Below are 23,486 nucleotides of genomic sequence, written 5' to 3'. Positions count from 1 at the left end.
TCAGCCAGCCTTCTGCGCCTGCCCGGCCAACACCTGCTCCAAGACCACCTCCAGCGGGTGACGCAGCTGCTTGTCCGCCAGGCGCTTCACCTGGCTGCGGCAGGAATAGCCCGTGGCCAAGGCTTCGTCTTCCTTGTCCAGCTTATCGGCCCAGGACTGCTCGAAAATGGTTCGCGAGCTGTCCTGGTTGCGAACCTCATGCCCGTAGGTGCCGGACATGCCGCAGCAGCCGGTCGCCTCGGTCACCAGCTTGAGCCCCAACTGGGCGAACACGGTCTGCCATTGGGCCGTGCTGGCGGGCGCGTTGGTCTTTTCCGTGCAGTGTGCGAGCAAGCGGAACGTGCGCGCCACGGGCGCCGTCTGCGGCGCCACCGCATCGACGAGCCACTCCTGGGGCAGCAAGACCTTCGGGCACGCGTCGAGCCCCGGCACCTTCTGGTATTCCTGGCGATAGACCAGGGTCATGGCCGGGTCGAGGCCCACCAGGGGCACCGCGCAGTCGGCAAGGGCCTGGAGCTGGGTGGCGTTGCGGATCGCCGCCTGGTTGAAGGCACCGAGGAAACCCTGCACGTGCAACGGCTTGCCATTGGCGCTGTAGGGTGCAAGGAAAACCCGGTAGCCCAAGCGGTGAGCCAGCTCGATGAAGGCCGCCAGCAGCGGTGTTTCGAAGTAGCGGGTGAAGGCGTCCTGCACCAGCACCACGCTGCGCTCACGTTGTGCGGCACTCAACTCACGCAGGGCGGGCACGCTGGCGACGGCGACCTTGCAGCGGGTCAAGGTGGCCTGGAGGTTGTAGCGACTGATCAGCGGACTGTCGACCATGCCGACCTGGCGCGCGAGCAGCCGGCTCAGCCATTTGGAGCCCATTACCGCGTTGTACAGACCCGGTGCGTAGGCCATGTAGGGGATGGTGAATTCCAGCGAGCCGATGAGGTAGTCGCGCAGCGGCCGTTGGTAGCGGCCATGGTAGAGCTGCAGGAAACGCGAGCGGAACTCCGGCACGTTGACCTTGACCGGGCACTGCCCCGCGCAGGATTTGCAGGCCAGGCAGCCGGCCATGGCGTCGTAGACTTCATGGGAGAAATCCGCCTCGCCCTGTGACCGCGCACGGTTGTTGCGCAACCGCGTCGGCAAGCCTTTGAGCCAGGACGCTCCGTCACGTGCCGCCTCCAGTACATCGACATTGGCCGCGCCTTGCAGGCGCAACCACTCGCGCATCAACGACGCCCGGCCCTTGGGCGAATGCTGGCGTTCGCGGGTGGCTTTCCACGACGGGCACATGGCGTCGTCGGGGTCGAAGTTGTAGCAGGCGCCGTTGCCATTGCAGTGCATGGCGGTGCCGTAGCTTTGCCACACGCGCTCGTCGATTTGCCGATCCAGTTCACCGCGCAGGGTCACTTCGTTGACCTTGAGCAGGCCTTCGCTGGCGTCCGGCGGCGTGCAGATCTTGCCGGGGTTGAACTGGTTGTGAGGGTCGAATGCGCCCTTGAGCGATTGCAACGCCGGGTACAGTTCGCCAAAGAACGCCGGCACGTATTCCGAGCGCAGGCCCTTGCCATGCTCACCCCACAGCAAGCCACCGTAGCGTTGGGTGAGTGCGGCCACGGCATCGGAAATCGGCTTGACCAGCGCAGCCTGGGCCGGGTCCTTCATGTCCAGGGCCGGGCGTACGTGCAGCACCCCGGCGTCGACGTGGCCGAACATGCCGTAGCTCAAGCCGTGGCTGTCAAGCAATGCACGGAACTCGGCGATGTAGTCGGCGAGCCGCTCCGGCGGGACCGCCGTGTCCTCCACGAACGGTTGCGGGCGAACTTCACCCTCGACGTTGCCCAGCAAGCCCACCGAGCGCTTGCGCATGGCATAGACGCGGTTCACCGCCGCGGCGCCTTCGGCCAGCGTATGGCCCAGGCGCTCGATGGTCTTGTCGCTTTGCAGGTGCTCCACGAACGCCGCCACGCGAGCATTCACCTGGGCGGCGTCGTCGCCGCTGAATTCCACCAGGTTGATGCCCAGGGTCGGGCGCTCGGCGTCTGCCGGAAAGTATTCGGCGACGCTGTGCCAGACGATGTCCTTCATCGCCAGCATCAGCACCCGCGAATCCACGGTTTCGATCGACAGCGGCTCGTGGGCCAGCAACGCATTGGCATCGCGCAGGGCGTCCATGAAGCTGCCGTAGCGCACGTTCACCAGCACCGAATAGTGGGGAATCGGCAGCACGTTGAGCTTGGCCTCGACCACGAAACCCAGCGAGCCTTCGGCGCCGCACAGCACGCTGTTGAGGTTGAAACGCCCCTGCTCATCGCGCAGATGCGCCAGGTCGTAACCGGTCAGGCAACGGTTGAGCTTGGGGAACACCGACTCGATCAAGTCGGCCTGGGTGTCGTGGATCTGCCGCGCGGTGCGGTACACCTCGCCGATGCGCCCGGGCTCGGCGCAGGCCTGCGTCAGCTCGGCGTCGGACAGCGGCTGGCTGTGCAGGCGCTCACCGCCGAGCAGCACGCTGTGCAGTTCCAGCACATGATCGCGGGTCTTGCCGTAGGTGCAACTGCCCTGGCCGCTGGCATCGGTGTTGATCATGCCGCCCACGGTGGCGCGGTTGGAGGTGGACAGCTCCGGGGCGAAGAACAACCCATGGGGCTTGAGCGCAGCGTTGAGCTGGTCCTTGACCACGCCCGCCTGCACCCGCACCCAGCGCTCGGCCACGTTGATCTCAAGGATGGTGTTCATGTGCCGCGACAGGTCGACCACGAGGCCGTCGGTGAGGGACTGGCCGTTGGTGCCAGTGCCTCCCCCTCGTGGCGTCAGTTTGATCTGGCGAAAGCGCGGTTCGGCCATCAGCCGGGCAATGCGCGCGACGTCATCGGCGTCCAGGGGAAAGACCGCGGCTTGCGGCAGGCGCTGGTAGATCGAGTTGTCGGTCGCCAGCACGGTACGGGTGGCGTAGTCGGCACTCAAGTGGCCACGAAAGCCGCTGGCGCGCAGGGCCTCGAGAAATTCCGGGTAATGGGCCGCAGGGGCAACGGCCGGCAATTGGGCGATCATTTAATGGCCTCTCAAGGGTCTCATCAGGTCATACTTGTCGCCGGCGCATGAATCGGTCAGGCTCGGACCGGCATTTTAGCCAATGTTCCCTTAGGCTCTGCGGCCAGACAAACGGATAATCCTGCCGCTATCGATGACTTTTACGAATGAATTATCGCCACCTCACACCGTCCATGTCGCTGCTGCTGGCATTTGAAGCCGCGGCCCGGCATGAAAGCTATACCCGCGCCGCCGTGGAGCTGTCGCTGACCCAAAGCGCCGTCAGCCGGCAGGTGCAGGCCCTGGAAGAACAATTGGGGCTGACGCTGTTTCGTCGTGAAGGCCGGCAGGTCCGGCTGACCGACGTCGGACGCCTGTACCAGCGGGAAATGAGTGAGGCGCTCGGGCGCATCCGTAGCGCGACGTTGCAGGCGATGGCGTATCAGTCCGGCAGTGGCACCTTGCGCCTGGCGACATTGCCGACGTTCGGTTCGAAGTGGCTGCTGCCGCGGCTGCATGCGTTCTACAAGACCCACCCCGGCATCCTGGTGCACATCAACTCCCGGATCGATGCCATCGACTTCGACACCAGCGACATCGATGCCGCCATCGTCGTCGGCCATGCCGACATGCCCGGCCTGATCAGCCATCGCCTGCACGCCGAAGAACTGACCGTGGTCATTTCCGCGCAAGCGGCCAAGGTCCATGAGACGTGGACCCCACAGCGGATCAGCGAACAGATGCTGCTCAACGTGGCGAACAACCCCACCGTCTGGGGCGACTGGTTCAGCCATTACAACCTGCCCCACCGCATGATGCGCCTGGGCCCCAGCTTCGAACTCACCTCTCACCTGATCCAGGCGGTGAAGGCGGACATCGGCATCGGCCTGGTACCGCGCATCCTGGTGGCCGATGAGCTGGCCAACGCCGAACTGATCAGCCTTGACCTGCCGGTCGCCAGCCGCCGCAGCTATTACCTGACCTACCCGCCCCGCAACGAAATGCTGCCGTCGCTGCGGGCGTTCCGTAGCTGGTTGCTGGAGCAGATCTGATGCCCAGGCGCGCCACGGTCAGCGCGCAGGCCCGGGGGCCGAGATGAAGCCGGTGATGGCCGTGACGACCTCGGCGCCCCGCTCAAGGTAGGGCACATGCCCTGAGTCTTCGATCAACTGGCCACGGGCATCGGGCAATTGCTGGAGCAGGTGATCCAGTGTCGCGGGAAGGAACACCTGGTCATGCTGCCCCCAGATCACCAACGTTCTCGAAACGATTTGCGGAAGCCGATCGAGCAGCACATCCAAGCCTTCGCGGCGAAAGTCCTCGACCACTCGCTGTACCGCCGCGAACCTCGCCCTGCCGCTGGCGGCCATGGCCTGCGCCAGGCGCCCGCCTACCCGGGGCGGCTGGCGGAACAACAAGCGCCAGAACTGCCGCATTTCCTCGACCGTGCGATAACCAAAGACGCTGCCCTGCCCTTGCAGGCCTGCTTGCAACGCCGGGCCGAGCGCGTTCGGGCCCAGTCCCGCCGGCGCCAGCAGGACCAGGTGACTGACCCGCTGGGGATGCCTGGCGGCGTACAGGCCGGCTACGCAACCGCCCAGGGAGCTGCCGACCAGCACGAAAGGCCCCTCGACGACCTTATCCAACAGGCCCTCAAGCGCTGCCAGCAAGGCCTGCGGCCCGTAACCCGCGGACGGCGCGTACAAAGACTGGCCATGGCCCGGCAGATCGACGAAGAGACACGGGTGACGGCGCGCCATGCCCAGGATCGCAGGCCCCCACTGATCCTTGCTGGCGCCCAGGCCGTGCAGGATGACCAGGGTCGGGCCTGTCCGCTCGCCGGTGCTTTGCAGGTACGCCAGGCGTCCCTGCTCACTCGTGTGCCAGCGCAGCTTCAGGCCGAACTGCCAGCGGTGGACCAGGCGCAAGGTGCCGAGCAACAGCCGATCAACGCTGTTCATCCGCCACCTCTTGCCGCTTGCGCCCCGCGAGCCTGGAAAAAAGCCGTTGCGCCACGCGCAGTTGGCACAACGCCACGCCCGACAGCGTCAACGCGGCACCGATCACCAGGCGCTGGCTGATCCCTTCAGCGAGCAGGATCTGGCTGACGGCGATCGCGAACAACGGCACCAGGAGCAGGTACGGGCTCAGTTGCTGCATCGAATTGCGCCCCAGCAACCAGAACCACAGGCCGAACCCCAGCAGGCCGCCACTGAGCGCCGTATACACGACCGCCCACCAGGCCTGGGCGCTGGCCGCCTGGACACTTGCCCATTGCCCGCCTTCCTGGATGAACGACCACAGCAGCAGTTGCGGTGCGGCAATCACAGCGGTCCAGGCACTCAACGCCAGCGGGGCCAACGGCCCGAGGCGCTTGGTCAATACCGACCCGAGCGCGAAGGCCAGGGCCGCCAGCGCCACCAGCAGCATGCCCACGACACTCCCGCTCGCCGACGGTTTGGCCAGCAGCACCAGCACCCCGGCGAACGCCAGCACGATGCCCACCAGCACCTGCACCTTGAGCACTTCGCCCAACAACGCGAACGCCAGGATCAGGGTAAAGGGGGCCGCCAACTGGTAGATGATCGCCGAGGTCGAGGCATCTACCCGGGCGATGCCGCAATACAGCAAGCCAAAGTGCAAGGTGCCGGTGATCGTCGCGACCAGCGCCACGGTCCCGAATTGTTCGCGCTTGAGACGCTTGAGCAACGGCAGGAGAAACAGCGCCATGATCGCGTAGCGCATGGCGACCATGAGGATCGGTGGCAACTCGGCGCCGCCGATCTTCACGGCGGTGACCTGCGCGCCCCAGAGCAGCGCGACCAGCAGCGCCAGCAATGAATCTTTCAATGGCATGACGGTTATCCCTTCTGAAACTGAATGGGGCGCAGGATCCGTTCCGGCTTGGCCGGCACGAGCCCCGTGGGGTGAAGTCGACGGTGGTGCTCGCAGAGCCGGTCCAGCGTCTCGCACAAGGCCTGCTCCGCTTCGGGGTCGTGGGCCAGTTGTGTCTGGAAGCACGGTGGAAAGCCCGAGCCCACCAGGATCATTTTGTTGAGCAGCACGTTCAACGCGACCTGGGAGAAAACGGCCGTGTGCCCATAGCGCCGGCCGACGACCGCAATCGCCGCGAGCTTGTCGCGCAAGGGCCGCTGGCGCGGCCGCAGGAAGCCGTAGCCGACCCGCTCCAGGAACGCCTGGAAGCGACTGTTGGTACCGTAGGCGTGCATGACGGGGAGGTAGAGCACCGCATCGGCGCGATCCAGCCGCGCCACCAACTGCCCGACGTCGTCCTGCACCGCGCAGTCCTGTTCCGAGCAGGCGTTATCGGCGTCGCAGTAGTCGATCCGGTAGTCCTTGAGCCAGATGGCATCGACCTCGACCTCCTCGCCCAGGTGGCGGCGCACCAGCGCCACCACCCGTGCACTGACCCCACAAGGTCGGCTGGAACCGACAATGATGGTCAGGTTCATGATTCAGGACGCCTCCCGCAGCCCTTCTTCACTCACCAGGTAAGCGCGTAACGCCTCCTCCATCAGTTGCCCGGTCAGCCACAACGTGACACGCGCCACTTCCTTGATCTGGCGGCGATGCTCTTCGGTCTTCACCGCTCGTTGCATGGCCACGCGCACTTCCTCGGCATGCTTCTCATCAATGGTCGAGTGAGCGACGAAGAAGGTCATCTGCTCGTCCTTCAGGCCCAGGTCGGCGCGGAACCGTTCCAGGATCGGCTGGATGTGCTCGTAGACGTCCTCGGCCCAGTAGCTGTAGCCCAGCCGCGCAATCGGCCCTTTGCGGATCGCCACGTCGTTGAGGAACGCAATCAGCGCCTGGGTCGGCGCCAGGGGCGCCGGCATTTCCTGCGGCAGCAGCCCGACCGATTCGAGGTCGCGCAGCACCATGCGCTCGTGGCCCAGCTCTTCCAGGGCGTGCTTGTAGACGAAACGCAGCAGGGTCGTTTCTTCCGGATCGGCGCTGAAGGCACACGCGGCCTGGTTGACCGAGTTGTAGCGGGTGTAGTGGTACACCTGCAGCATCAACTGCTGATAGAGCGCGGGCGATGTCGGGTTTTCCTGACTGAATTTCCAGTAGGCGCCCTGCTTGATCTGGGCCCAGCCCGCGTCGACGATGGCGTCGAGTTCCTTGAAGAATGCATGCATTTCAAATGGCTCCTTTAACGGTGTGGTAAACATTTTCGAGTTCCAGGTACACGAGGCTGTAGCGCCGCTCGACCTGCTCTCCGGTCCAGGTCACGTCATCCACCAGCACGCGCCCGCCCAGGCCGACATACAGCGCGGCCAACGGGCCGCGGCACAGTGCCGAGATGAACCGCAGATGGGTGTTGGCCCTCAGCCAGATGGCCGCTTGCAAGAGAAACAGGCGCAGGTGCCGTCCCCCGCGATAGCGCTCATCCAGCACCAGGCGATTGGCATCGAAGGCATCGGTCGATTGCTGGAAATAGGCGTGCACGTTGACGGCCCGCTCGACGAAACTCAGGCCATGGCCCAGGGGCGTGACGCGCAGGGTCCCGACCACTTCGTCGTTGTCCAGGTAGACCAGGTGATAGGACAAGGCGTCGCGCAACTGCTCTCGTCGCTCGAAGTCATCCTCCCTGGCCGGGTTGGTCCCCAGGTAACGGTTGCGCAGTTGCCGGACAGACTCGAACAGCTCATTGGCGTGGTCGATCACGCGAACAGACAGGCTCATCGCTGACCTCACTGGCCTTGACGCTGATCGACGATGCGCGCTTCTTTCCAGCTGAACCAACTGCCGAGGTTCACGTGATCGGCCAGGTCGCTCACCACCATGACCGTGGCCTCGACCCCCAGCCGTTCGCGCAGGCGTTCCTTGATCAGCAGCACCAGGCGGCCGCGGTCGCCCTCGAAGAAGCGCGACATTTCCAGCTTGGCGATGACGGTATCGCGATCATTGGCGCGACTGAGGACGATCTGGTAGCCAAGGCACTGCTCGACGCCTTCAAGCAGCGCCTGCTCGATCTGCGCGGCCGAGAAGGCACGATCATTCAGTTGCACCGCGTCCTTCACCCGGCCGACCACCTTGACGGTCTGGCGCATCGATTGCGGGTAGCCGGGCCGCGACTGGATCGAGACCAGGTCACCGGTGCGGTAGCGAACCAAAGGCTTGCTGCCGGGAATCAACATGGTCACGCACAGCTCGCCATCGCCGGTGCTGCCCAGGCTTTGCCCGGACTTGGGGTCGAGCACTTCGATGATGTAGTTGAGGCGATGGGGAACCAGTTGGTCGTTGGCGTTGCAGGCCGCGATGATCATCGCTTCCTGGGAGCCATACAGGCTGTTGTAGGCCTGCGCGCCCCACAGGCTGTAGAGGTTGTTCTTCAACGCCGGCGTGCACAGTTCGCCGCTCATCATGAAGGCACGCAAGGCGAAATCCTCGCGCGGATTGAAGCCCTGGCGCTCGGCTTCCTTCGCCATGGCCAGCAACAACCCCGGCGCAGATGCGAGCACGCCGATGCGCAGGTCCTTGAGCAACTGCAGGGACTTGGCCCAGCCGATCACCGGCGAGTGCGGCCAGATCTTGGCATTGCACAGGTCGAGCTGGGTGCAGACATCGCCCAGGGTGTCACCGAAGGAATGGACCTCGGTCGGGCCCATGATGCCGACGACCGTCTTCTCCCCCGGAAAATGCTTTTCGATCACGGCCTGGTAGGCCATGGCCAGTTGGCGATTGCTCGCGTAGCTTTCCTTGCGGTCCCGTGGGCATGGCGTGGCAGGCCCGGTGGTGCCCGTGGTCTCGTAGTAGAAGATGCTGTCTTCGAGGGGGCCGGACAAGATGTCGAAACCGGCCTCGCGCAGGTCATCCTTGGTGGTGAAAGGCACGCTGGCAAGGTCATCCAGAGTCAGCGAACGCTCGTCGACCTGGGCGAGGTGCCTGGAGTAAAACGGCGAGGAACGCTTCACATGGCCGATCACTTCCCGCAACTGTTCCTGGTGCCATGCCGCCAGCGCGGCGTCGCTGAGGACGTCGGTCCAATAGGCCTGGTGGATCGGATCGTACCGTTTCTTGAATGTCTCTAGATGCTCTTTCATGTCAGCCGCTCAGGGTTGATGGGTTACTGGAACTCAACGGCCGCTACGTTAGTGACTGAAGTTACAAATACCCAGCTGAGCGATTACACAGTTGTGCGCACACGCGTTTCTTGTTATGAGCACGCGCGTTTACATAATGGACAGGGACAGCGTTTGCGCTGATCAACATTAAGCAATGAATGAAAGATGAATATCCGTCCCGGTTTACGGTTGACAGCCCAGGGGGGCACTGGTAATTTCGCCGCACTGCCGTTTATTTCCCGCAGTGCCTAGCCAAGACTGGGATGTCTAAAATGTACTATCACCTTTCTGCTATCAGTTCCTCCCACAGCTGCCCCGACAGCTGTTCCCGGGCCATTCTGGCCATCTTCAAAAGCAATATCTGGCGTCGCTAATCCAGCGAAGACCAGCGCCTGTCTGCTGCCTGCCAGCAACATCCTGACTCTTCATCCTTGAACTCGAAAGCGTTCGCGCCTTGTGCCCTGCACGTTGACTGGCCGCAATCCGTGGCCGGCCTGGTATTGCGCGCGGCATAAACAGCGTTCGTCCCGAACATTCAGGATATTCGTCCATTCCTATTTAAAGTGTTTACGCACTTTATATTTCCGTGGCGCTCTTTTAATGGAGTGCCTGAATCGCTGCACCTCGAAAATGGTATTAACCGTGAACAGAAAATTAATTGACGTCAAAGTAACTCGCCGTGAAGAACGTCGACCCATGGACGCATTGGGTATATATGCAAGTGCCGCGGCTCAACGAGGTCGTGAGTCTGTCTTTATTCTTGAATCACTCTCCGGCCCGAGCCGCGACCGCCGCGCGACGATCATCGGGCTCGACCCGCTCTTCGAAGTATGCATCGATGAAGGCCAGGCACAATTGCGCGGTTGCCCTGCGCTTTGCGAGCACCTGCGCGAGCACCTGCAACAAGACGGCGTGCAGATCGATCACGAACACAAGATCCACCTGCCGGACAGCGAGGCGGCTTGGAACCTGCTGCGGGCCATCCAGGCGACGTTCCAGCCGGCGGCCAATGCTCCTTCCAGCCTGGCGTTCTTCGGCTATTTTTCCTACGACTGCGTTCGCCTGATCGAGCGGCTTCCCGACCTGGCCGAGCAAACCTACGACTACCCGCTCATCGCCCTGTCGGTCTACCAGACCCTGGTGTATCTGCACAGCAACGGCATCGTCGAAACCCTGATCAACAACCACCCCTTGTGGGCGGCCCGCACCGTGCAAGACTACCCCTTTCTGAGCGCCGCCGAGCCCGCGCAAACGCCGGAGTTGCCGGCGTACCCAGCGACCTTCGAGGAAACCCGCACGGTGTCCCCGGAGCAGTTTCACCAGCGCGTCGAAGTGGCGATGGAGCACATCCGCGCCGGTGACGTTTACCAGATCCAGCTCGGCCATGAGATCCGCATTCGCTCGCAGGTCACGCCGTTCGAGGTGTACCAGAACCTGAGGCTTCGCAACCCGTCGCCCTACATGTACCTGGCCCACGTGGGCGGTATCGACCTGATCGGCGCCAGCCCCGAGCTGTTCGTCCGGATCAGGGACGACCTGATCGAGATGCGCCCGATCGCCGGCACCGTCGGCAAGAAACCCGGCGTGGACCCCACCGAACTGGTCCTGGAGCTGACGCGCTCGGAGAAGGAGCGCGCCGAGCACCTGATGCTCATCGACCTGTGCCGCAACGACATCGGCCGCGTCTGCCAGGCCGGCTCGCTGGAGGTCGATGAGTTCATGCTGGTGGAAGAGTATTCGCACCTCTATCACATGGTCTCGAACGTCCGCGGCCTGTTGCGTCCCGGGCTCGACGCCTACGACGTGATCAAGGCTTCGTTCCCCGCCGGCACCATGTCCGGCGCGCCCAAGGTCCGGGCGATGGAACTGATCGAGGGCATGGAAAGCAACCGCCGTGGCATCTATGCCGGGGCCCTGGGCCTGGTCGGTTTCGACGGCAGCGTCAACACCGCCTTGTGCATCCGCTCGACGGTCTTCGATGAAGGCACCTACCACCTGCGGGCCTCCGCCGGCGTGGTCGCCGACTCGGTCCCCGAGATGGAATGGAAAGAAACGTTGTACAAAATGGGTTCCGTGTACCGAGCGGTAACCGGACAGGAGATCGGACTGTGAAAGTATTCCTCATCGACGCCTATGACAGCTTCGTCTTCATCATCAGCCAATACCTGGAACAATTGGGGCTGGAAACCCGCGTCGAGCGTCACGACGTGCCAGACCTTCTCCAGCGCATCGAGGCGTTCTCCCCGGATTTCTGCGTGCTGGGCCCTGGCCCTGGGCATCCGGCCGATGTCGGCTACATAGAGGTGATCAATCATTTCCAGGGCCGCCTGCCGCTGCTGGGCGTCTGCCTGGGCCACCAGGCCATCGGCCTGGCCTTCGGCGCCCAGGTGTGCAGGGCCCCGCACGTGATGCACGGCAAGGTGAGCACGATCGAGAACGACGGCAAGGGCGTTTATGACCACACCGACGCACGTGCCATACAAGCCACTCGTTATCATTCGTTGATGATCAGCGACCAACAACTGCCCGATTGCCTGGAAGTGACGTCCAGGTCCACGGACGATGGCTATGTCATGGGCGTGCGCCATCGTCACCTGCCGGTGGAAGGGGTGCAGTTCCACCCGGAGAGCATCCTGACCGAAAACGGCCTGGACCTGTTCCGCAGCTTCATCAAGTGTTACGTGCGCCAGTGATCCGCTCGAAGGGGCACGCGCCCCTTCTTCCCGTGCCGCAGCCGTTTCATTCCCGCTATGACAAGAGCGACTCGTTTATGGACAAACACAACGCCCCCCGGCCGCCGGCCGGGCGTACCGCACCGCTGGCCGCCTTCATGAATCTCGCCAAGGATGCCCACCGTTGCGATTGGGAGCGCCAGTTGAACAAAGTGCTGCGCCAACTCGGCTTCAGCAGCTACCTCATCAGCCTGGGCCCGGCGACGCCGAGGGACACCGACCCGCTCGCCGGCCTCATTACCACCTTTCCCAAACGCTGGCTTGACCAGTATCGCGGCGACGGGCTGATCGACATCGACCCGATACTCAGGCATTGCCGACGCGAGCTGGTGCCGTTTTTCTGGGACCGCGAACGCCGGCGTGCCCGGGGGCGCTCCCGGCACTTCTGGCAGCAGCGCGAGCTCTATGGCCTGCGCAGCGGCCTGAGCATTCCGCTGCGCTACGAACTGCTCAGGGGGACATTGAGCGTGGCCCTCGATGACACCGACATCACCGAGCCGGACGCGTTTTCCAACCCCGCCGTCTACCAACTGTTCATGCTCATCCCCTACCTGCTCGCCGGGATGAGCCATCAGTTGCGCGGGCCGGCCCCTCCCCGCCAGGACCTGACGCCCAAGGAACTGGACTGTCTGTATTGGGCCAGCGCCGGCAAGACCACTTGGGAAATCAGCCACATCCTGACGTGTTCGGAACGGACCATCGACTTCCACCTGCTCAACGCCCGACGCAAGCTCGGCTCGGTGAACCGCCAACAGGCCGTCGGTGCAGCGGCGGCCTTCGGACTGGTCATGCCGACGATTACCCCAGCGGTGCACGCGTTGAAAAAAACCACTCACTGAGTGGTTTTTTCCGAACCTGCACGTTGAAACCTCCCCTCGCTTTCCGCGAACTCTTCACAGCCCCGGCAGTCTCCATGCATATCCATAAACATTGAGCCGTAAAACCGTGTGGCAGGGTTACACTACAACCTTTGCATACGAGACGCGCCGTGAATGAGCGGCGCACCATCCGAATCTCGATGAAGATCAGCGCAGAGGGACCAGAGTTGAAACAGCTTAAACGCCTTGAGAGCGGGATTGATGGCCTCGATACGCTGTTGAAGGGAGGCCTCATCGCCGGCTCGTCCTACATCATTCAAGGGCGGCCAGGGTCGGGCAAGACCATCCTGGCAAACCAGATCGGCTTCAACCATATCGACCATGGCGGCCGCGTGCTTTTCGCCACGTTGCTGGCCGAACCCCATGACCGGCTCTTCCAGTTCCTGTCCACGCTGACCTTCTACAAAAAGGAAGAGGTCAACCAAAACATCCAGTTCGTCAGCGCGTTCGATACGCTGGAAAACGAAGGGCTGGACGAAGTGGTCAAGCTGTTGCGCCGGGAAATCAGCCGGCAGAAATCCAGCCTGCTGATCCTCGATGGCTTGCTCAACGCCCGCTCGAAAGCGGAAACGCCATTGGACACCAAGCAGTTCATCTCCGAGCTGCAAGGGCATGCAGCCTTTGCCGGCTGCACCGTACTGTTCCTCACCAGTTCCCAGCTCGACGACGGCAGCCCCGAACACACCATGGTCGACGGTGTCATCGAAATGGGCGAAGAGATCATCGACTGCAAATCCGTTCGCCGGATAAAACTGCGCAAGACCCGTGGCAGCGGCGCGATCACCGGTCCCCACGAATTCGAGATCACCGAGAAAGGCATCACCATCTACCCTCGCATCGAAAGTGTCCTGACCCACCCCGCCCTCAGGGACAGCGACCACATGGAGACGATCAGCAGCGGAATTCCATCGCTGGACACGCAGATCGGCGGTGGGCTGATGACGTCGTCGGTCACGCTGATCATGGGCCCGTCCGGTGCGGGCAAAACCTCCGTCGGCGCGCAATTCCTGGCCGGCTCCACCCCCCAGGAACCAGGCCTGTATTTTGGCTTCCACGAATCTCCGCAACGCATGCGCATGAAGGCCAGGGCGCTCGGCCACGATTTTGCCGGGATGGAAGAAACCGGGGCATTGCACCTGGTGTGGAACTCCGCTTCGACGGGCCTGATCGACCGCGTGGCGTACGAACTGCTCGCCCTCGTCGAGCAGAAGCGAATCAGGCGTGTGTTCCTCGACAGCCTGGTGGCCATGGGCAGGGTCGCCGTCGATCAAACACGCGTGCTCGAAGTCTTCACCGCCGTGCTGGGCGAATTGCGCTCTCGCGGGGTGACGGTCATCGCGTCGTGGGAAATCCAGCGCATGTTCAGTGATCAGTTCGTCCTGGCAGTGCCCGAACTTTCCAGCGTGATGGATAACCTGTTACTCATCCAGTTCGGACGCAACGGTACTGAACTTCAACGGCAACTCTCGATTCTCAAGATCAGGGATAACCCCTATGACCTCTCGTTGCTTGAGGTGGTCATGGGCAATGCCGGAATCGTCGTCAGAAAGGTCTGAAAAATGCGAGTGGCAACGAGCTGGCGATCAACGCATGTGTTTCGCTCCAGGTTTCGAGGGTGGCCTTGGCGCGTGGTTGAAAAATGAAGACGATCCTGATTATCGATGATGAGTACTTGATCGCCGACATCCTCAGCTTTGCCCTTGAGGACGAAGGGTTTGCTGCGATTACCGCGGGTAGCGCGGTCAAGGCACTGGAAATCCTGGAAAGGGAACGGCCGGACTTGATCATCACGGACTTCATGATGCCGGCCATGACCGGGATCGAGTTTGCCGAGTCCGTTAAAAACAGAGCGCACCTCACCGCCATACCGATCATATTGATGAGCGGTGCACAGGCTCACCTGGGGTTGGAGCGTGCCGATCTGTTTGCCCGTGTCGTCGCCAAGCCTTTTGAGATCGACGGCATCATCTCCATCGTAAAATCCCTGGTGACACTGGATTGAAGCCGCCATCGACTTCTGGTCAGGCAAGCGCCGAGCCCGACGTGTCCGAGCGTTTGGGTTTTGCCGCCTGGGCCCGTGTCTGGGCGCAGCTTGGGGTCGAATGCGCGTCGCGCCAGACGCACGAAGCGCTCATTCGCCACTACCGCGAACCGCACCGCGCGTACCACAGTTGCCAGCATCTGGAGGAATGCCTTCAAGTGCGCGATTGCGTGGACGCGGCCTGTCAGGCCCCTGCCGAGGTTGACCTCGCCTTGTGGTTCCACGACGCGATCTACGACCCTCTTCGCCACGACAACGAACTGCGCAGCGCGCAATGGCTGGACACGGTGGCACGCGATAGCGGTCTGGACGAAGCCACCCGACGCAGGCTTCAAGACCTGATCATGGTGACGCGACACGACGGCGCCCCCGCGACGGTCGACGAAGCGGTGCTGGTGGACACGGACCTGGCGATCCTTGGCGCCCCGTTCGAGCGCTTCGAGGAATACGACCAACAAGTGCGGCGCGAATACCGCCATGTGCCCTCGTTTTTATACCGCCGGAAGCGGCGTCAGGTCCTGGAAGGGTTTCTGGCGCGCGAGCGCATCTACACCAACGCGGCGTACTTCGATGCGTTCGAGCAGCAGGCACGGGCCAATCTGGCGCGCGCCATCGGCCGTCTCGCTTGAGGGTTGTCCCACGGACAGCAGCGCCGCGGCAAGACGAAGATACCGGTGCGACGCCAACACGCTTTGTCTTTGATCGCCAGCATACTCACGCTCCATGCATACTGGATTACTCACACAACAACCTGATAACTAGCACTTTAATGGCCATGCAACTTCAAGCGTGAAAGACGCCTGGCCAGGATATTGTTTTCCCTCCCCCTGCCTCGTCCCATAGCACACTTGTACTATGGCGCCAGGCCTATCTCCCCCCCTAAGCTGTAAAGGCTCCGCAACGCGCTGCCAAACAGTCAACCGCGTATAAAAACCAATCAACGCACTGATGATCGTGGCGCGCGGTGCTGCGCGATTAAAACGTTAGGTCGGGCAAATTCGATTAATCACAATCGATGCCAGGTTCGCACGCCTGGCGTAACTTGAACGCCTACCCGGTTCAAATGGAAAGGCTGCAATCACTAAGGTAAGTATTATGTCCCTCACGTATGGAAAAACATTAAAGAACGGAATAGCCCTGTGCGTGTTGGTCGGCGCCCTCCACGGTTGCGCCAACACCGGTGACCTGATGAGTTCGATGAACTCCTTGAACTCGGGCGCTAATAAATATGACATTGCTTACCTCAAGCAAAAGATCACGCCGGGCAAGACAACAAAAAATCAGATCAATCAAATGTTTGGCGCTCCGAGCAGTGAAGAGCTCAACTCGACCAGTACCAGCAACGAGTCGAACTGGACATACGAAAAGAGCGAAGAGGGTCTGGATAAGTACATGAAGCTGGCCCATAAATACGTTTCCACCGAAACCAGCTTGAAAATGTACGACACCTCGGCGCAGCTCTCGAAAGCCCAAGGCGTGGCCAATGATGTCACCAGCGTGACCGGCAACAAGAAGCCACAGAGCCAAAGCCAAGGTTCGACCTTGATCATCTACTTCATCGACGATGTCGTGAAGTACTACCGGGTCTATTAAGGAGTGACCTGTTCGGGCCCCGCCCCCGAACGACCGGTATCCGTCAGCACCCTCATCGAACGTTGGGGACGGCGAACCTGCCGTCTCCAACCGCACATCTGGCAGCCGAACCACTGGCCAGCCTCCCCCGACCAGTCCGGGTCATGACGCCGGCTGTCCATCCGCGGCCCCGTGCGCCTACCTGCATCGACCATGGCTAAACCATAATGCCGAGCATCGCCGAACGCACCTGTCGATGTTCATGAGGGGATCAAGGCCAATGGAAAAAAACAGCGAACTCGACCAAGCCACGCTCCGCCTGGTCGTCAGTGCCTGCGCCTGGTTGTACATCGTCGTCCTGGAGGGACTGGATGGCGGAGGGAATGCGCGCTACATCCCCATCATCATCTACATCTCGACGTTCTTCGTCGTCTCGATCTTCCTGCGCATGATCATCAAGCGCTGGCCGGGGCACTTCTTCTGGCGGCGCCTTTTCACGATGCTGCACGATTACGCCGGCATCGCCTTCGCCATGGTGCTGGGCGGCGAAGGCGCCTTGCCTATTTATGCGGCACTGCTCTGGGTGACCCTGGGCAACGGCATGCGCTTCGGCTCCCGCTACCTGGCGCTCGCCACGGCCATCGCGCTGTTGACCCTGGTGTTGATTTTCTGGCTCAACGCCTTCTGGCGCACCCAGCCGTACATGTTCCTGATGTTGATCGTGACCACCATCGTGGTACCCGCCTATGCGCACATCCTGCTCAAGCGCACGCGCATCGCCTCGGAGGAAGCGATCACAGCCAACCAGGAAAAATCCCGATTCCTGGCCCAGGCCAGCCATGACCTGCGCCAGCCGATCCACTCGATCGGCCTGTTCACCGCCTGCCTGCGCGACGCCAAACTGGGGCTGGAAGAGCTGCGCCTGGTCGATAACATCGACCGCTCATTGCATACCGTGTCGCAGCTGTTTCGTTCGATCCTGGACATCTACACCCTGGATCACGGCAAGTTGGTGCCCCAGGCGGACACCGTCCACCTGGGAGCGTTGTTGCAGGATGTCGTCAAGCAGAACACCGAAGCCGCACGCTGGGCGGGCGTCGAGTTGCGGTTGCGCCCCTGCCCTTACTGGGTCGCGGTGAATCCCGGGCTGCTCACGACGATGGTCCAGAACGTCTTGTCCAACGCCCTCAAATATGCCCCCGGCCAGCCCGTATTGATCGGCGTGCGACGCCAGGCCAGCCGCCTGGCGGTGGTCATCTACGACAAGGGGCGCGGCATCGCCAGCGAGCACCTGGCCCACGTGTTCGACGAGTTCTATCGCGTGCGCCATGTCCGCGACAAGGACGTCGAAGGCCTCGGCCTGGGCCTGTCCATCGTCAAGCGAATCAGCCAATTGCTCGATGTCGACATCCACATCCGTTCCCGCGTGGGACAAGGCACCAGGGTGACCATCGGCGGCCTGGAGCCCGCCACGCCCAAGACCCCGAACACACCCAGGGCGGCCCCATTGCATGAGCGCCTGAATGGATTGCGGGTCTGCCTGGTGGAGGATGACGCCAACGTCCTGATGGCGACCTCGGCGCTGCTGGAGAAATGGGGCTGCCAGGTGGAAAGCCACAGCGATGGCGAGGGGCTGACCAGTGACTGCGACATCATCATTGCCGACTTTGACCTCGGGACGAAAATCTCCGGCTCAGAATGCATCGCCGCCATACGCGAGCAGCGCGGCTGGGAAGTCCCGGCGCTGGTCATCACCGGGCATGAGATCGAGCGGATACGCCAGTCGCTGCACAACCTGAACATCTCGGTGATGGCCAAGCCCGTGCGCCCGCCGGAGCTGCGCGCTGTCTTGCTCGAACTGGTCAAGCTCATGGATCGCCAGGACGGGAGTCCGATGCGCCCCTAGTCAGCTGGCCGGTGGCGGCCCCGGGCTTGTGGGCGCCAAAGACGACTCAAGGCCTACCCCTCGGCTAAGGCGAAGCGTCCTGCGTCTGGCGCCCGGCATAACGGGCGGCGGCCACCGCCCGGTTGGGAACGTTCAACGCACGGATAAGGGACGAAACGTGGATTCGCACCGTGAAAGGCGAGATTTCAAGCAGCGCGGCGATCTGCTTGTTGGTCTTGCCTTGGGCGATCAGCCGCCAGACTTCCCTCTGCCGGGAGGTCAGTCGGCTCATATCATCGTTCACATCCAGGGGCAGCAGGCTGGAGGACTCGTACTTGACCAACACTTTGCCTTCCAGGATGTCGACAATGGCCTTGCCCACCTCTTCCGAAGAGAGGCTCTTGCCAACAAACCCATCTACGCCGGCATCCATGACTTGGCCAACGACATCACCGTCATCAATGGTCGACACCACTATTAATTTGACATGTCTCAACTCCTGACGCAGTTGAGCCAACTCACTAATGGCGTTTAATCCGGGAAGACGAATTTCAAGAATTAATGTATCGACGGGACGCCCTTGCGCGATCAACGTTCGTACTTCTTCCAGATTACCTGCTTGCTCGATCATTGCAGCGGGTATCAAACGTTCAAGCAATACCATCAGGCCTTCGCGAAACAGCGGATGCTCATCTGCCACGATAATTCGGCAATTCATATCACACAACACACGACATCCATTCGAATAGAAAAACGATCCGATGATGTCCGAGTCTTGTGACTTAAGATATAGAACACCTGAACTAGCACACTTGTACTAGTCAGGCTTTCAATTAGTGAAACGACATGAACTTAAAGTGCCATCATGCCGTCCAGGCAATTGATTATCCGCTCGCATTATTGCCCTATCATTGCGCAGACCGGGGGCATTCCTTTTACCGGTTGTTGTTCAGTTCACAACACCCGGTCGAGGCGAATAGCGTTGTTAATCCAGTGAAGTGACCGTTAGATAATTCAGCCTTGGGGCAAGCCAAAGTCATTGCGCTCGATACTGCATCTTTACAACTTCAGTGATCCGCTCCGTCACGCCATTGGCCGCGGGCGTGACAGCCCTGATCGATTGTCCTCGATAAGGCCCCTCGGCAGGAAACCAGTTATGGACGACGACCGGCGCGGGTTGTGCTCCCGCCGCCGAGCCCACCGAAATCCGATTGGTGAACTTGCAGGTGTTGAACGTGCCGAGTGCCGTGGTGAGGGTCTCACGGCCGCTGTAGGTCAGTTGCTCCGTGACGTCATACTCAACCGTCGCGCCGGCACTGACTGCCTGGCTCTTGTAGCGAACGTCGACCGTCTGCCCGGGTTGCAGATCAATCGGCACGGCGGCTGCGGGATGGTAGGTGGTGGTCACCAGCGAGGCGCCCGCGCTATGCCGATCGCCATAGCGAATCAGCTGGCCGTCCCTGACTTCGGCAAATGTCGTCGTCAAGAAGAACGGCGCGCCGTTCAGGTATGACGTGTGTGAGGAAGCCACCGGCGTGACCCCGGCAAACGCTTGCGGCCCCAGCGTCTCGGTCTTGCTGCGGCTGAGCGCGGGCGACAGGTTGTCACGGCTTTCAGACTCCACCACCGTACCGGCACGAAAGTCTGCTTCGTTCACACACGCGGCCGAAGATGAATCAGTCGACGTCGCTGTCGCATCAGCCATGACGAGGCCAGGGATTCCCGCGCCGCAAACGGCAAGGGCGAAGCAGACCAATGCCGTCGAGGTACGCTTGGAGTGAGCAGCATCCAGATCAGATTGTTTGGCAGGTGAGTTTTTCAAGAACGTTTCCTTGTTGGGTTCAGCGTGCAAGCAGCCAACTCCAGGTCCGAGAATGCCTTGTCTGGTGCGGTGCTGATATGCGGCGACCAGACCCAGCCTTGCACGGGTTCCAGGCGCTGGCCGCTCCAGAATGGCACCTGGCCGAAATCGGCGATGTCCGGCGTGCTGCCATATCCTTGTCCTGACCTCAGGTCGAGAGATGGGCGCTCCATCAGGCCAGACCACTCCCAGTCCGGCAATAGTCCAACTGTACTATTGCCCCTGGGCAGCGTTAGCCGCCAACCCACGCTATCAGGCAGCACTGACAGCTTCATGGGGCGGCAAGCGGCCTCAAGGTGTCTCCAGGTTGCCCCGTCCCCAGACAGCCGTTACAAGGGCAACTCTCGCAGCGTTGCGCCCTCCTTCTCCAGGCGCTGCCGGTACGTCACGGCGTCCAGCAGTTGATAAGGGAAATAGAGGCCGGGCGCAGTGGGTGGTTGCCCATCGAGCCCCAACAGCCGTTCCAGGAGCAAGGCCACGCTGAGGCCAGTCAGCGGTGCAGTGCCCGCCGGGTGCACGAGCGCATGCCGGGTACGCAGCGCCTTGCCCTGCTGATCCTCGCCCGCCAGTTCGATGATGATTTCGGTCGACATCGGACCGCCCTGGTGCCGGGTCGAACTCGTGCCGATGGCCATGTTGAATTGCACATCGGCTGCGCCCGTGGCAGCCGCCAGACCGACGACGTCGATGGATGAAAAACCGCTGCCGTCGATCGCCCTGCCGTCCACCGCTTGAAAACGCGCCTTGGCCTTTTCGCCTTCACGCCAGACGTACACCCCTTCGCGCCGTGTCAGTGCGGCTGGCAGCATCCTGTTCAAGTGTTCGAAGTCGGTTGCCACCGTCGGGCCGCCAGTGTCCTGCTCATCGATCAACGCGCTGATCCTGATGTCGCGTACGCGGCTGAACCCCTTGGCGACACTCAAGGTCGACACTGTCGTGGCGCCGGCCATCCACTCGTATCCGAGGACGATGGGCGCGGCATCAGGCCTGTGCATGTAGGTGGCTATTTCCGGGGCGATCTCGAAGATGCCGGACGATATGCTCAGGTGCGGCACACCCCGTTGCTGGGCGAAGCGCAACCCCGCAAGGGCATGATCCATGTAGAACACCACGACCGCGCTCACGGGACGATCGCCGAGTCCCAGGTCATCCGCAGCAGCGTCGATCAGCACGCCCTGGGCCCCGCCGATCTGCTCTGCGGCCCGCTGGGCCCTGCCCAGGTCGCGCCCTCCGATCAGCAGCGGTACGCCGGGATGGGCCGCGCGCAGTGCTTGGGCAGAATGATGGCCGATGGCGCCAGAGCCGCCCATAAACAGAATAGGATCAATAGACATGGTATGTTCTCCTAGCGTTGGGAACCAAACCTACCATTGGTAGGCGAACAACCATGACCTTACACCTCACCACCTACCATTGGTAGGTTTTTTCACCTGGAGCGACGAAGTGCAAACAGACATCGAGCCCCCGGCCACGTCTTCCACCCGCCGGCTTTCGAAGGCCGAACGACGGCGACAGTTGCTGGATACCGCCTTACTGATCGTGCGCGAGGAAGGCGCCGACCGCCTGACCCTGGGGCATCTGGCGGTGCGTGCGGGGGTGTCGAAACCGGTGGTCTACGATCATTTCAGTACCCGTTCGCTCCTGCTGATCGAACTCTATAAATGGATCGATACCGAACGGGTCAATGCATTCCGTGACGCCATGGCCGGTTCCGCCCGGACGCTGGAAGACACTGCCCAACTGCTGGCCAGTGCCTACATCCAGTGCGCGGCTGACAACACTGACGAATTTTATGCCGTGGGCGCGGCGCTGGCAGGCAGCGACGAAAAGGCAGCGGTTTTCCAGGAGCTGCTGGATAACTGCGTGCAGATGTTCACGAGCGTGCTCAAGCCCCACGCCGCGCTGTCAGCCGTTGAGCTGGAGCGTCGCTGCACCGGGCTGGTCGGCGCGGGCGAAGCGCTGGCGGGGGCCCTGGTACGAGGACGGCATGACAAGGATGACGTGACGCAGGCATTCGCTTCGCTTATCCGAGGGGCGTTGCGGGAGGCCGAATGACAGCGTAATCACGGCCCGCCGGCGTCGCGGGCCGCAACGCATTCACCAGAGTGCAATGTCGTAGGTGAAGTAGATCCGGTTGCTGTCTCGTCCACGGGCGTAGTCGGCGTGGTAGACGTAATTGCGCAACCGCACGCCCAGGCCTTTGAACGTACCTTGCTGCACGACATAAGCCAGTTCGGCGTCTCGTTCCCACTCTTTGATCGCCGTGTCGGACTGGCCGTCGTTGCCACTCAGGTAGCGTGTCGAAAAGGTCAGGCCAGGGACGCCGAGTGCGGCGAAGTTGTAGCCGTAGTTGAGCATCCAGGTCTTTTCATCCTCTTCGATGAACTTCCCGATGCCTGCGTTGCTGAACGAATAGACCGTGGCACCGCTGATGTACGGCAGGCCGGCATCGCCATTGAGCACCTGGTAGCCGCCGCCCACGGTATGGCCTGCGATCGCATAGGACAATTGCCCGCTCAGCATCGTGTTGTCGATCTTGCCGCCGTAGGCAGAACCGCTGTCGACACTGTTGAAATAGCGCAGGTCGCTGGTCAGCACACCGCACCCCAAGGGCAGGTCGTGCTGGATCCCGGCGAAGTGCTGTCGGTAGAAGTTTTCCAGCTCACCGTAGAAGTAACTCAGGCGAACGTTCTTCCCGAGCTTGTATTCGGCGCCGGCGTAGCTGAAGTCGCCCGATTTGTCGCCGCTATAGCCGTCGGGGACGATCGGCATGCTGTCGCTGGAATCACGCAACTTGAATCGATCCAGGTAGCCGCCAGTGAGCGTCAGGTCCTGGATGTCGACGCTGCTGACCTGGGTGCCCCGGTAGGTCTGCGGCAACAGGCGCGCATCGTTGTAGATCAGCACTGGCGTCTTCGGCAACAGCGTGCCGTACTTGATCGTGGTCTTGGCCAGGCGCGCTTTGGCCGTCAGGCCGAGGCTGGCGAATTCGTCAGCCGCGCGGCCATCGTCATGCACGGGCAACAAGCCGGTGCCGCTGCGGCCGCGACCGGAATCCAGCTTGACCCCGAGCAGCCCCAAAGCATCAACACCCACCCCGAGGGTGCCGGGGGTGAACCCTGACTGGTAGTCCAGCAAAAACCCCTGGGCCCATTCGGTTCGCTCGCTTTTCGCCGTCCTCGCCGCGCGCGCGCTCATGCCGTGTTCGTCGCGGAAATTTTCATTGAAATAGACGTTGCGCAGTTGCAGCTTGAGCTTGCTGTCATCGATCAATCCTTCGGCGCTGGCGCTCGCCAGCGGCAACAGGCCAAGAAGGGAAAACAGCGCCCGTTGGGTATGCAAAGTGCTCATGGCTCACTACTCATTGTTGTTATTTGGGGTGCAGGACAGCACGCGCCTGACCGGGC

The 23,486-nt window shown here is 62.0% G+C and carries 22 protein-coding genes; 10 read left to right on the top strand and 12 right to left on the bottom strand.

What is annotated here, in order from left to right; genetic code table 11:
• The gene (locus V5F23_RS10995) at positions 1-3,042 is read right to left on the bottom strand and encodes an FAD-binding and (Fe-S)-binding domain-containing protein (protein WP_338474578.1); all 3,042 of its coding nucleotides are present in this window, start codon (positions 3,040-3,042) and stop codon (positions 1-3) included.
• A 146-nt stretch (positions 3,043-3,188) separates the two neighbouring features.
• Between V5F23_RS10995 and V5F23_RS10990 the strand changes: the two genes are divergently transcribed.
• Positions 3,189-4,073: a LysR substrate-binding domain-containing protein gene (locus tag V5F23_RS10990; RefSeq protein WP_042728850.1), complete on the top strand. Its 885-nt coding sequence runs from the start codon at positions 3,189-3,191 to the stop codon at positions 4,071-4,073.
• A gap of 18 nt (positions 4,074-4,091) precedes the next feature.
• Here V5F23_RS10990 and V5F23_RS10985 read toward each other — a convergent pair whose 3' ends face one another.
• The 6 genes from V5F23_RS10985 to V5F23_RS10960 are packed head-to-tail and all read right to left on the bottom strand — an operon-like array spanning position 4,092 to position 9,089.
• The gene (locus tag V5F23_RS10985; protein ID WP_042728851.1) at positions 4,092-4,982 is read right to left on the bottom strand and encodes an alpha/beta fold hydrolase; all 891 of its coding nucleotides are present in this window, start codon (positions 4,980-4,982) and stop codon (positions 4,092-4,094) included.
• Entirely contained in the window at positions 4,969-5,877 is a 909-nt protein-coding gene (locus tag V5F23_RS10980; RefSeq protein ID WP_042728852.1) for a DMT family transporter, read from the bottom strand. Before V5F23_RS10980 ends, V5F23_RS10985 begins: the two co-directional genes overlap by 14 nt.
• 5 nt (positions 5,878-5,882) lie before the next feature.
• Positions 5,883-6,494, bottom strand: coding sequence for a flavodoxin family protein (locus tag V5F23_RS10975; RefSeq protein ID WP_042728853.1), 612 nt, complete (start codon positions 6,492-6,494; stop codon positions 5,883-5,885).
• 3 nt (positions 6,495-6,497) lie between these two features.
• Positions 6,498-7,181: an iron-containing redox enzyme family protein gene (locus V5F23_RS10970; protein WP_042728854.1), complete on the bottom strand. Its 684-nt coding sequence runs from the start codon at positions 7,179-7,181 to the stop codon at positions 6,498-6,500.
• 1 nt (position 7,182) lies between these two features.
• A complete protein-coding gene (locus tag V5F23_RS10965) occupies positions 7,183-7,728 on the bottom strand; it encodes a hypothetical protein (protein WP_042728855.1) in 546 nt (181 codons plus the stop codon).
• A gap of 8 nt (positions 7,729-7,736) precedes the next feature.
• Positions 7,737-9,089 (bottom strand): phenylacetate--CoA ligase family protein, encoded by a 1,353-nt coding sequence (locus tag V5F23_RS10960; protein ID WP_123578834.1) that lies wholly within the window; start codon positions 9,087-9,089, stop codon positions 7,737-7,739.
• 717 nt (positions 9,090-9,806) lie between these two features.
• On the opposite strand from V5F23_RS10960, the gene V5F23_RS10955 reads away from it, so the two are divergent.
• The 8 genes from V5F23_RS10955 (at position 9,807) to V5F23_RS10920 (ending at position 18,239) form a co-directional block, all read left to right on the top strand.
• Positions 9,807-11,222: an anthranilate synthase component I family protein gene (locus V5F23_RS10955; RefSeq protein WP_244868269.1), complete on the top strand. Its 1,416-nt coding sequence runs from the start codon at positions 9,807-9,809 to the stop codon at positions 11,220-11,222.
• Positions 11,219-11,803: an aminodeoxychorismate/anthranilate synthase component II gene (locus V5F23_RS10950; protein ID WP_042728858.1), complete on the top strand. Its 585-nt coding sequence runs from the start codon at positions 11,219-11,221 to the stop codon at positions 11,801-11,803. The genes V5F23_RS10955 and V5F23_RS10950 overlap by 4 nt, the downstream gene beginning before the upstream one ends.
• A 77-nt stretch (positions 11,804-11,880) precedes the next feature.
• Positions 11,881-12,681, top strand: a complete 801-nt coding sequence (locus tag V5F23_RS10945; protein WP_338498374.1) for a LuxR family transcriptional regulator — start codon at positions 11,881-11,883, stop codon at positions 12,679-12,681.
• 179 nt (positions 12,682-12,860) lie between these two features.
• Complete coding sequence (locus V5F23_RS10940; protein WP_042728860.1) at positions 12,861-14,276, top strand: ATPase domain-containing protein; 1,416 nt, start codon at positions 12,861-12,863, stop codon at positions 14,274-14,276.
• 83 nt (positions 14,277-14,359) lie between these two features.
• A complete protein-coding gene (locus V5F23_RS10935) occupies positions 14,360-14,722 on the top strand; it encodes a response regulator (RefSeq protein WP_047735571.1) in 363 nt (120 codons plus the stop codon).
• Positions 14,719-15,390 carry a hypothetical protein gene (locus V5F23_RS10930; RefSeq protein WP_144419369.1) on the top strand — a complete coding sequence of 224 codons (672 nt, stop codon included), beginning with the start codon at positions 14,719-14,721 and terminating at the stop codon, positions 15,388-15,390. Before V5F23_RS10935 ends, V5F23_RS10930 begins: the two co-directional genes overlap by 4 nt.
• Positions 15,391-15,856: 466 nt before the next feature.
• Positions 15,857-16,354 carry a hypothetical protein gene (locus tag V5F23_RS10925; RefSeq protein WP_080922032.1) on the top strand — a complete coding sequence of 166 codons (498 nt, stop codon included), beginning with the start codon at positions 15,857-15,859 and terminating at the stop codon, positions 16,352-16,354.
• Between the two features lie 259 nt (positions 16,355-16,613).
• Positions 16,614-18,239 (top strand): hybrid sensor histidine kinase/response regulator, encoded by a 1,626-nt coding sequence (locus tag V5F23_RS10920; protein WP_338498370.1) that lies wholly within the window; start codon positions 16,614-16,616, stop codon positions 18,237-18,239.
• A gap of 64 nt (positions 18,240-18,303) precedes the next feature.
• Here V5F23_RS10920 and V5F23_RS10915 read toward each other — a convergent pair whose 3' ends face one another.
• The 4 genes from V5F23_RS10915 to V5F23_RS10900 all read right to left on the bottom strand — a co-directional run bounded on the left by V5F23_RS10915 (position 18,304) and on the right by V5F23_RS10900 (position 21,413).
• Positions 18,304-18,936 (bottom strand): response regulator transcription factor, encoded by a 633-nt coding sequence (locus V5F23_RS10915; protein WP_042728864.1) that lies wholly within the window; start codon positions 18,934-18,936, stop codon positions 18,304-18,306.
• Between the two features lie 318 nt (positions 18,937-19,254).
• Entirely contained in the window at positions 19,255-20,070 is an 816-nt protein-coding gene (locus tag V5F23_RS10910; protein ID WP_338498368.1) for a hypothetical protein, read from the bottom strand.
• Positions 20,037-20,252 (bottom strand): hypothetical protein, encoded by a 216-nt coding sequence (locus V5F23_RS10905; protein WP_202595564.1) that lies wholly within the window; start codon positions 20,250-20,252, stop codon positions 20,037-20,039. The genes V5F23_RS10910 and V5F23_RS10905 overlap by 34 nt, the downstream gene beginning before the upstream one ends.
• Before the next feature lie 156 nt (positions 20,253-20,408).
• Complete coding sequence (locus tag V5F23_RS10900; RefSeq protein WP_042728865.1) at positions 20,409-21,413, bottom strand: hypothetical protein; 1,005 nt, start codon at positions 21,411-21,413, stop codon at positions 20,409-20,411.
• A 109-nt stretch (positions 21,414-21,522) separates the two neighbouring features.
• Here V5F23_RS10900 and V5F23_RS10895 point away from each other — a divergent pair, with 109 nt between their 5' ends.
• Positions 21,523-22,134, top strand: a complete 612-nt coding sequence (locus V5F23_RS10895; protein WP_234407960.1) for a TetR/AcrR family transcriptional regulator — start codon at positions 21,523-21,525, stop codon at positions 22,132-22,134.
• Positions 22,135-22,176: 42 nt separating this feature from the next.
• Here the strand turns inward: V5F23_RS10895 and V5F23_RS10890 are convergent, their stop codons facing one another.
• A complete protein-coding gene (locus V5F23_RS10890; protein WP_042728866.1) occupies positions 22,177-23,430 on the bottom strand; it encodes an OprD family porin in 1,254 nt (417 codons plus the stop codon).
• Positions 23,431-23,486: the final 56 nt, after the last annotated feature.

Source organism: Pseudomonas sp. WP18, assembly GCF_036689585.1.
In the GTDB taxonomy this organism is placed as follows: domain Bacteria; phylum Pseudomonadota; class Gammaproteobacteria; order Pseudomonadales; family Pseudomonadaceae; genus Aquipseudomonas; species Aquipseudomonas chlororaphis_E.
This window is presented reverse-complemented; position numbering and strand designations above follow the sequence as displayed.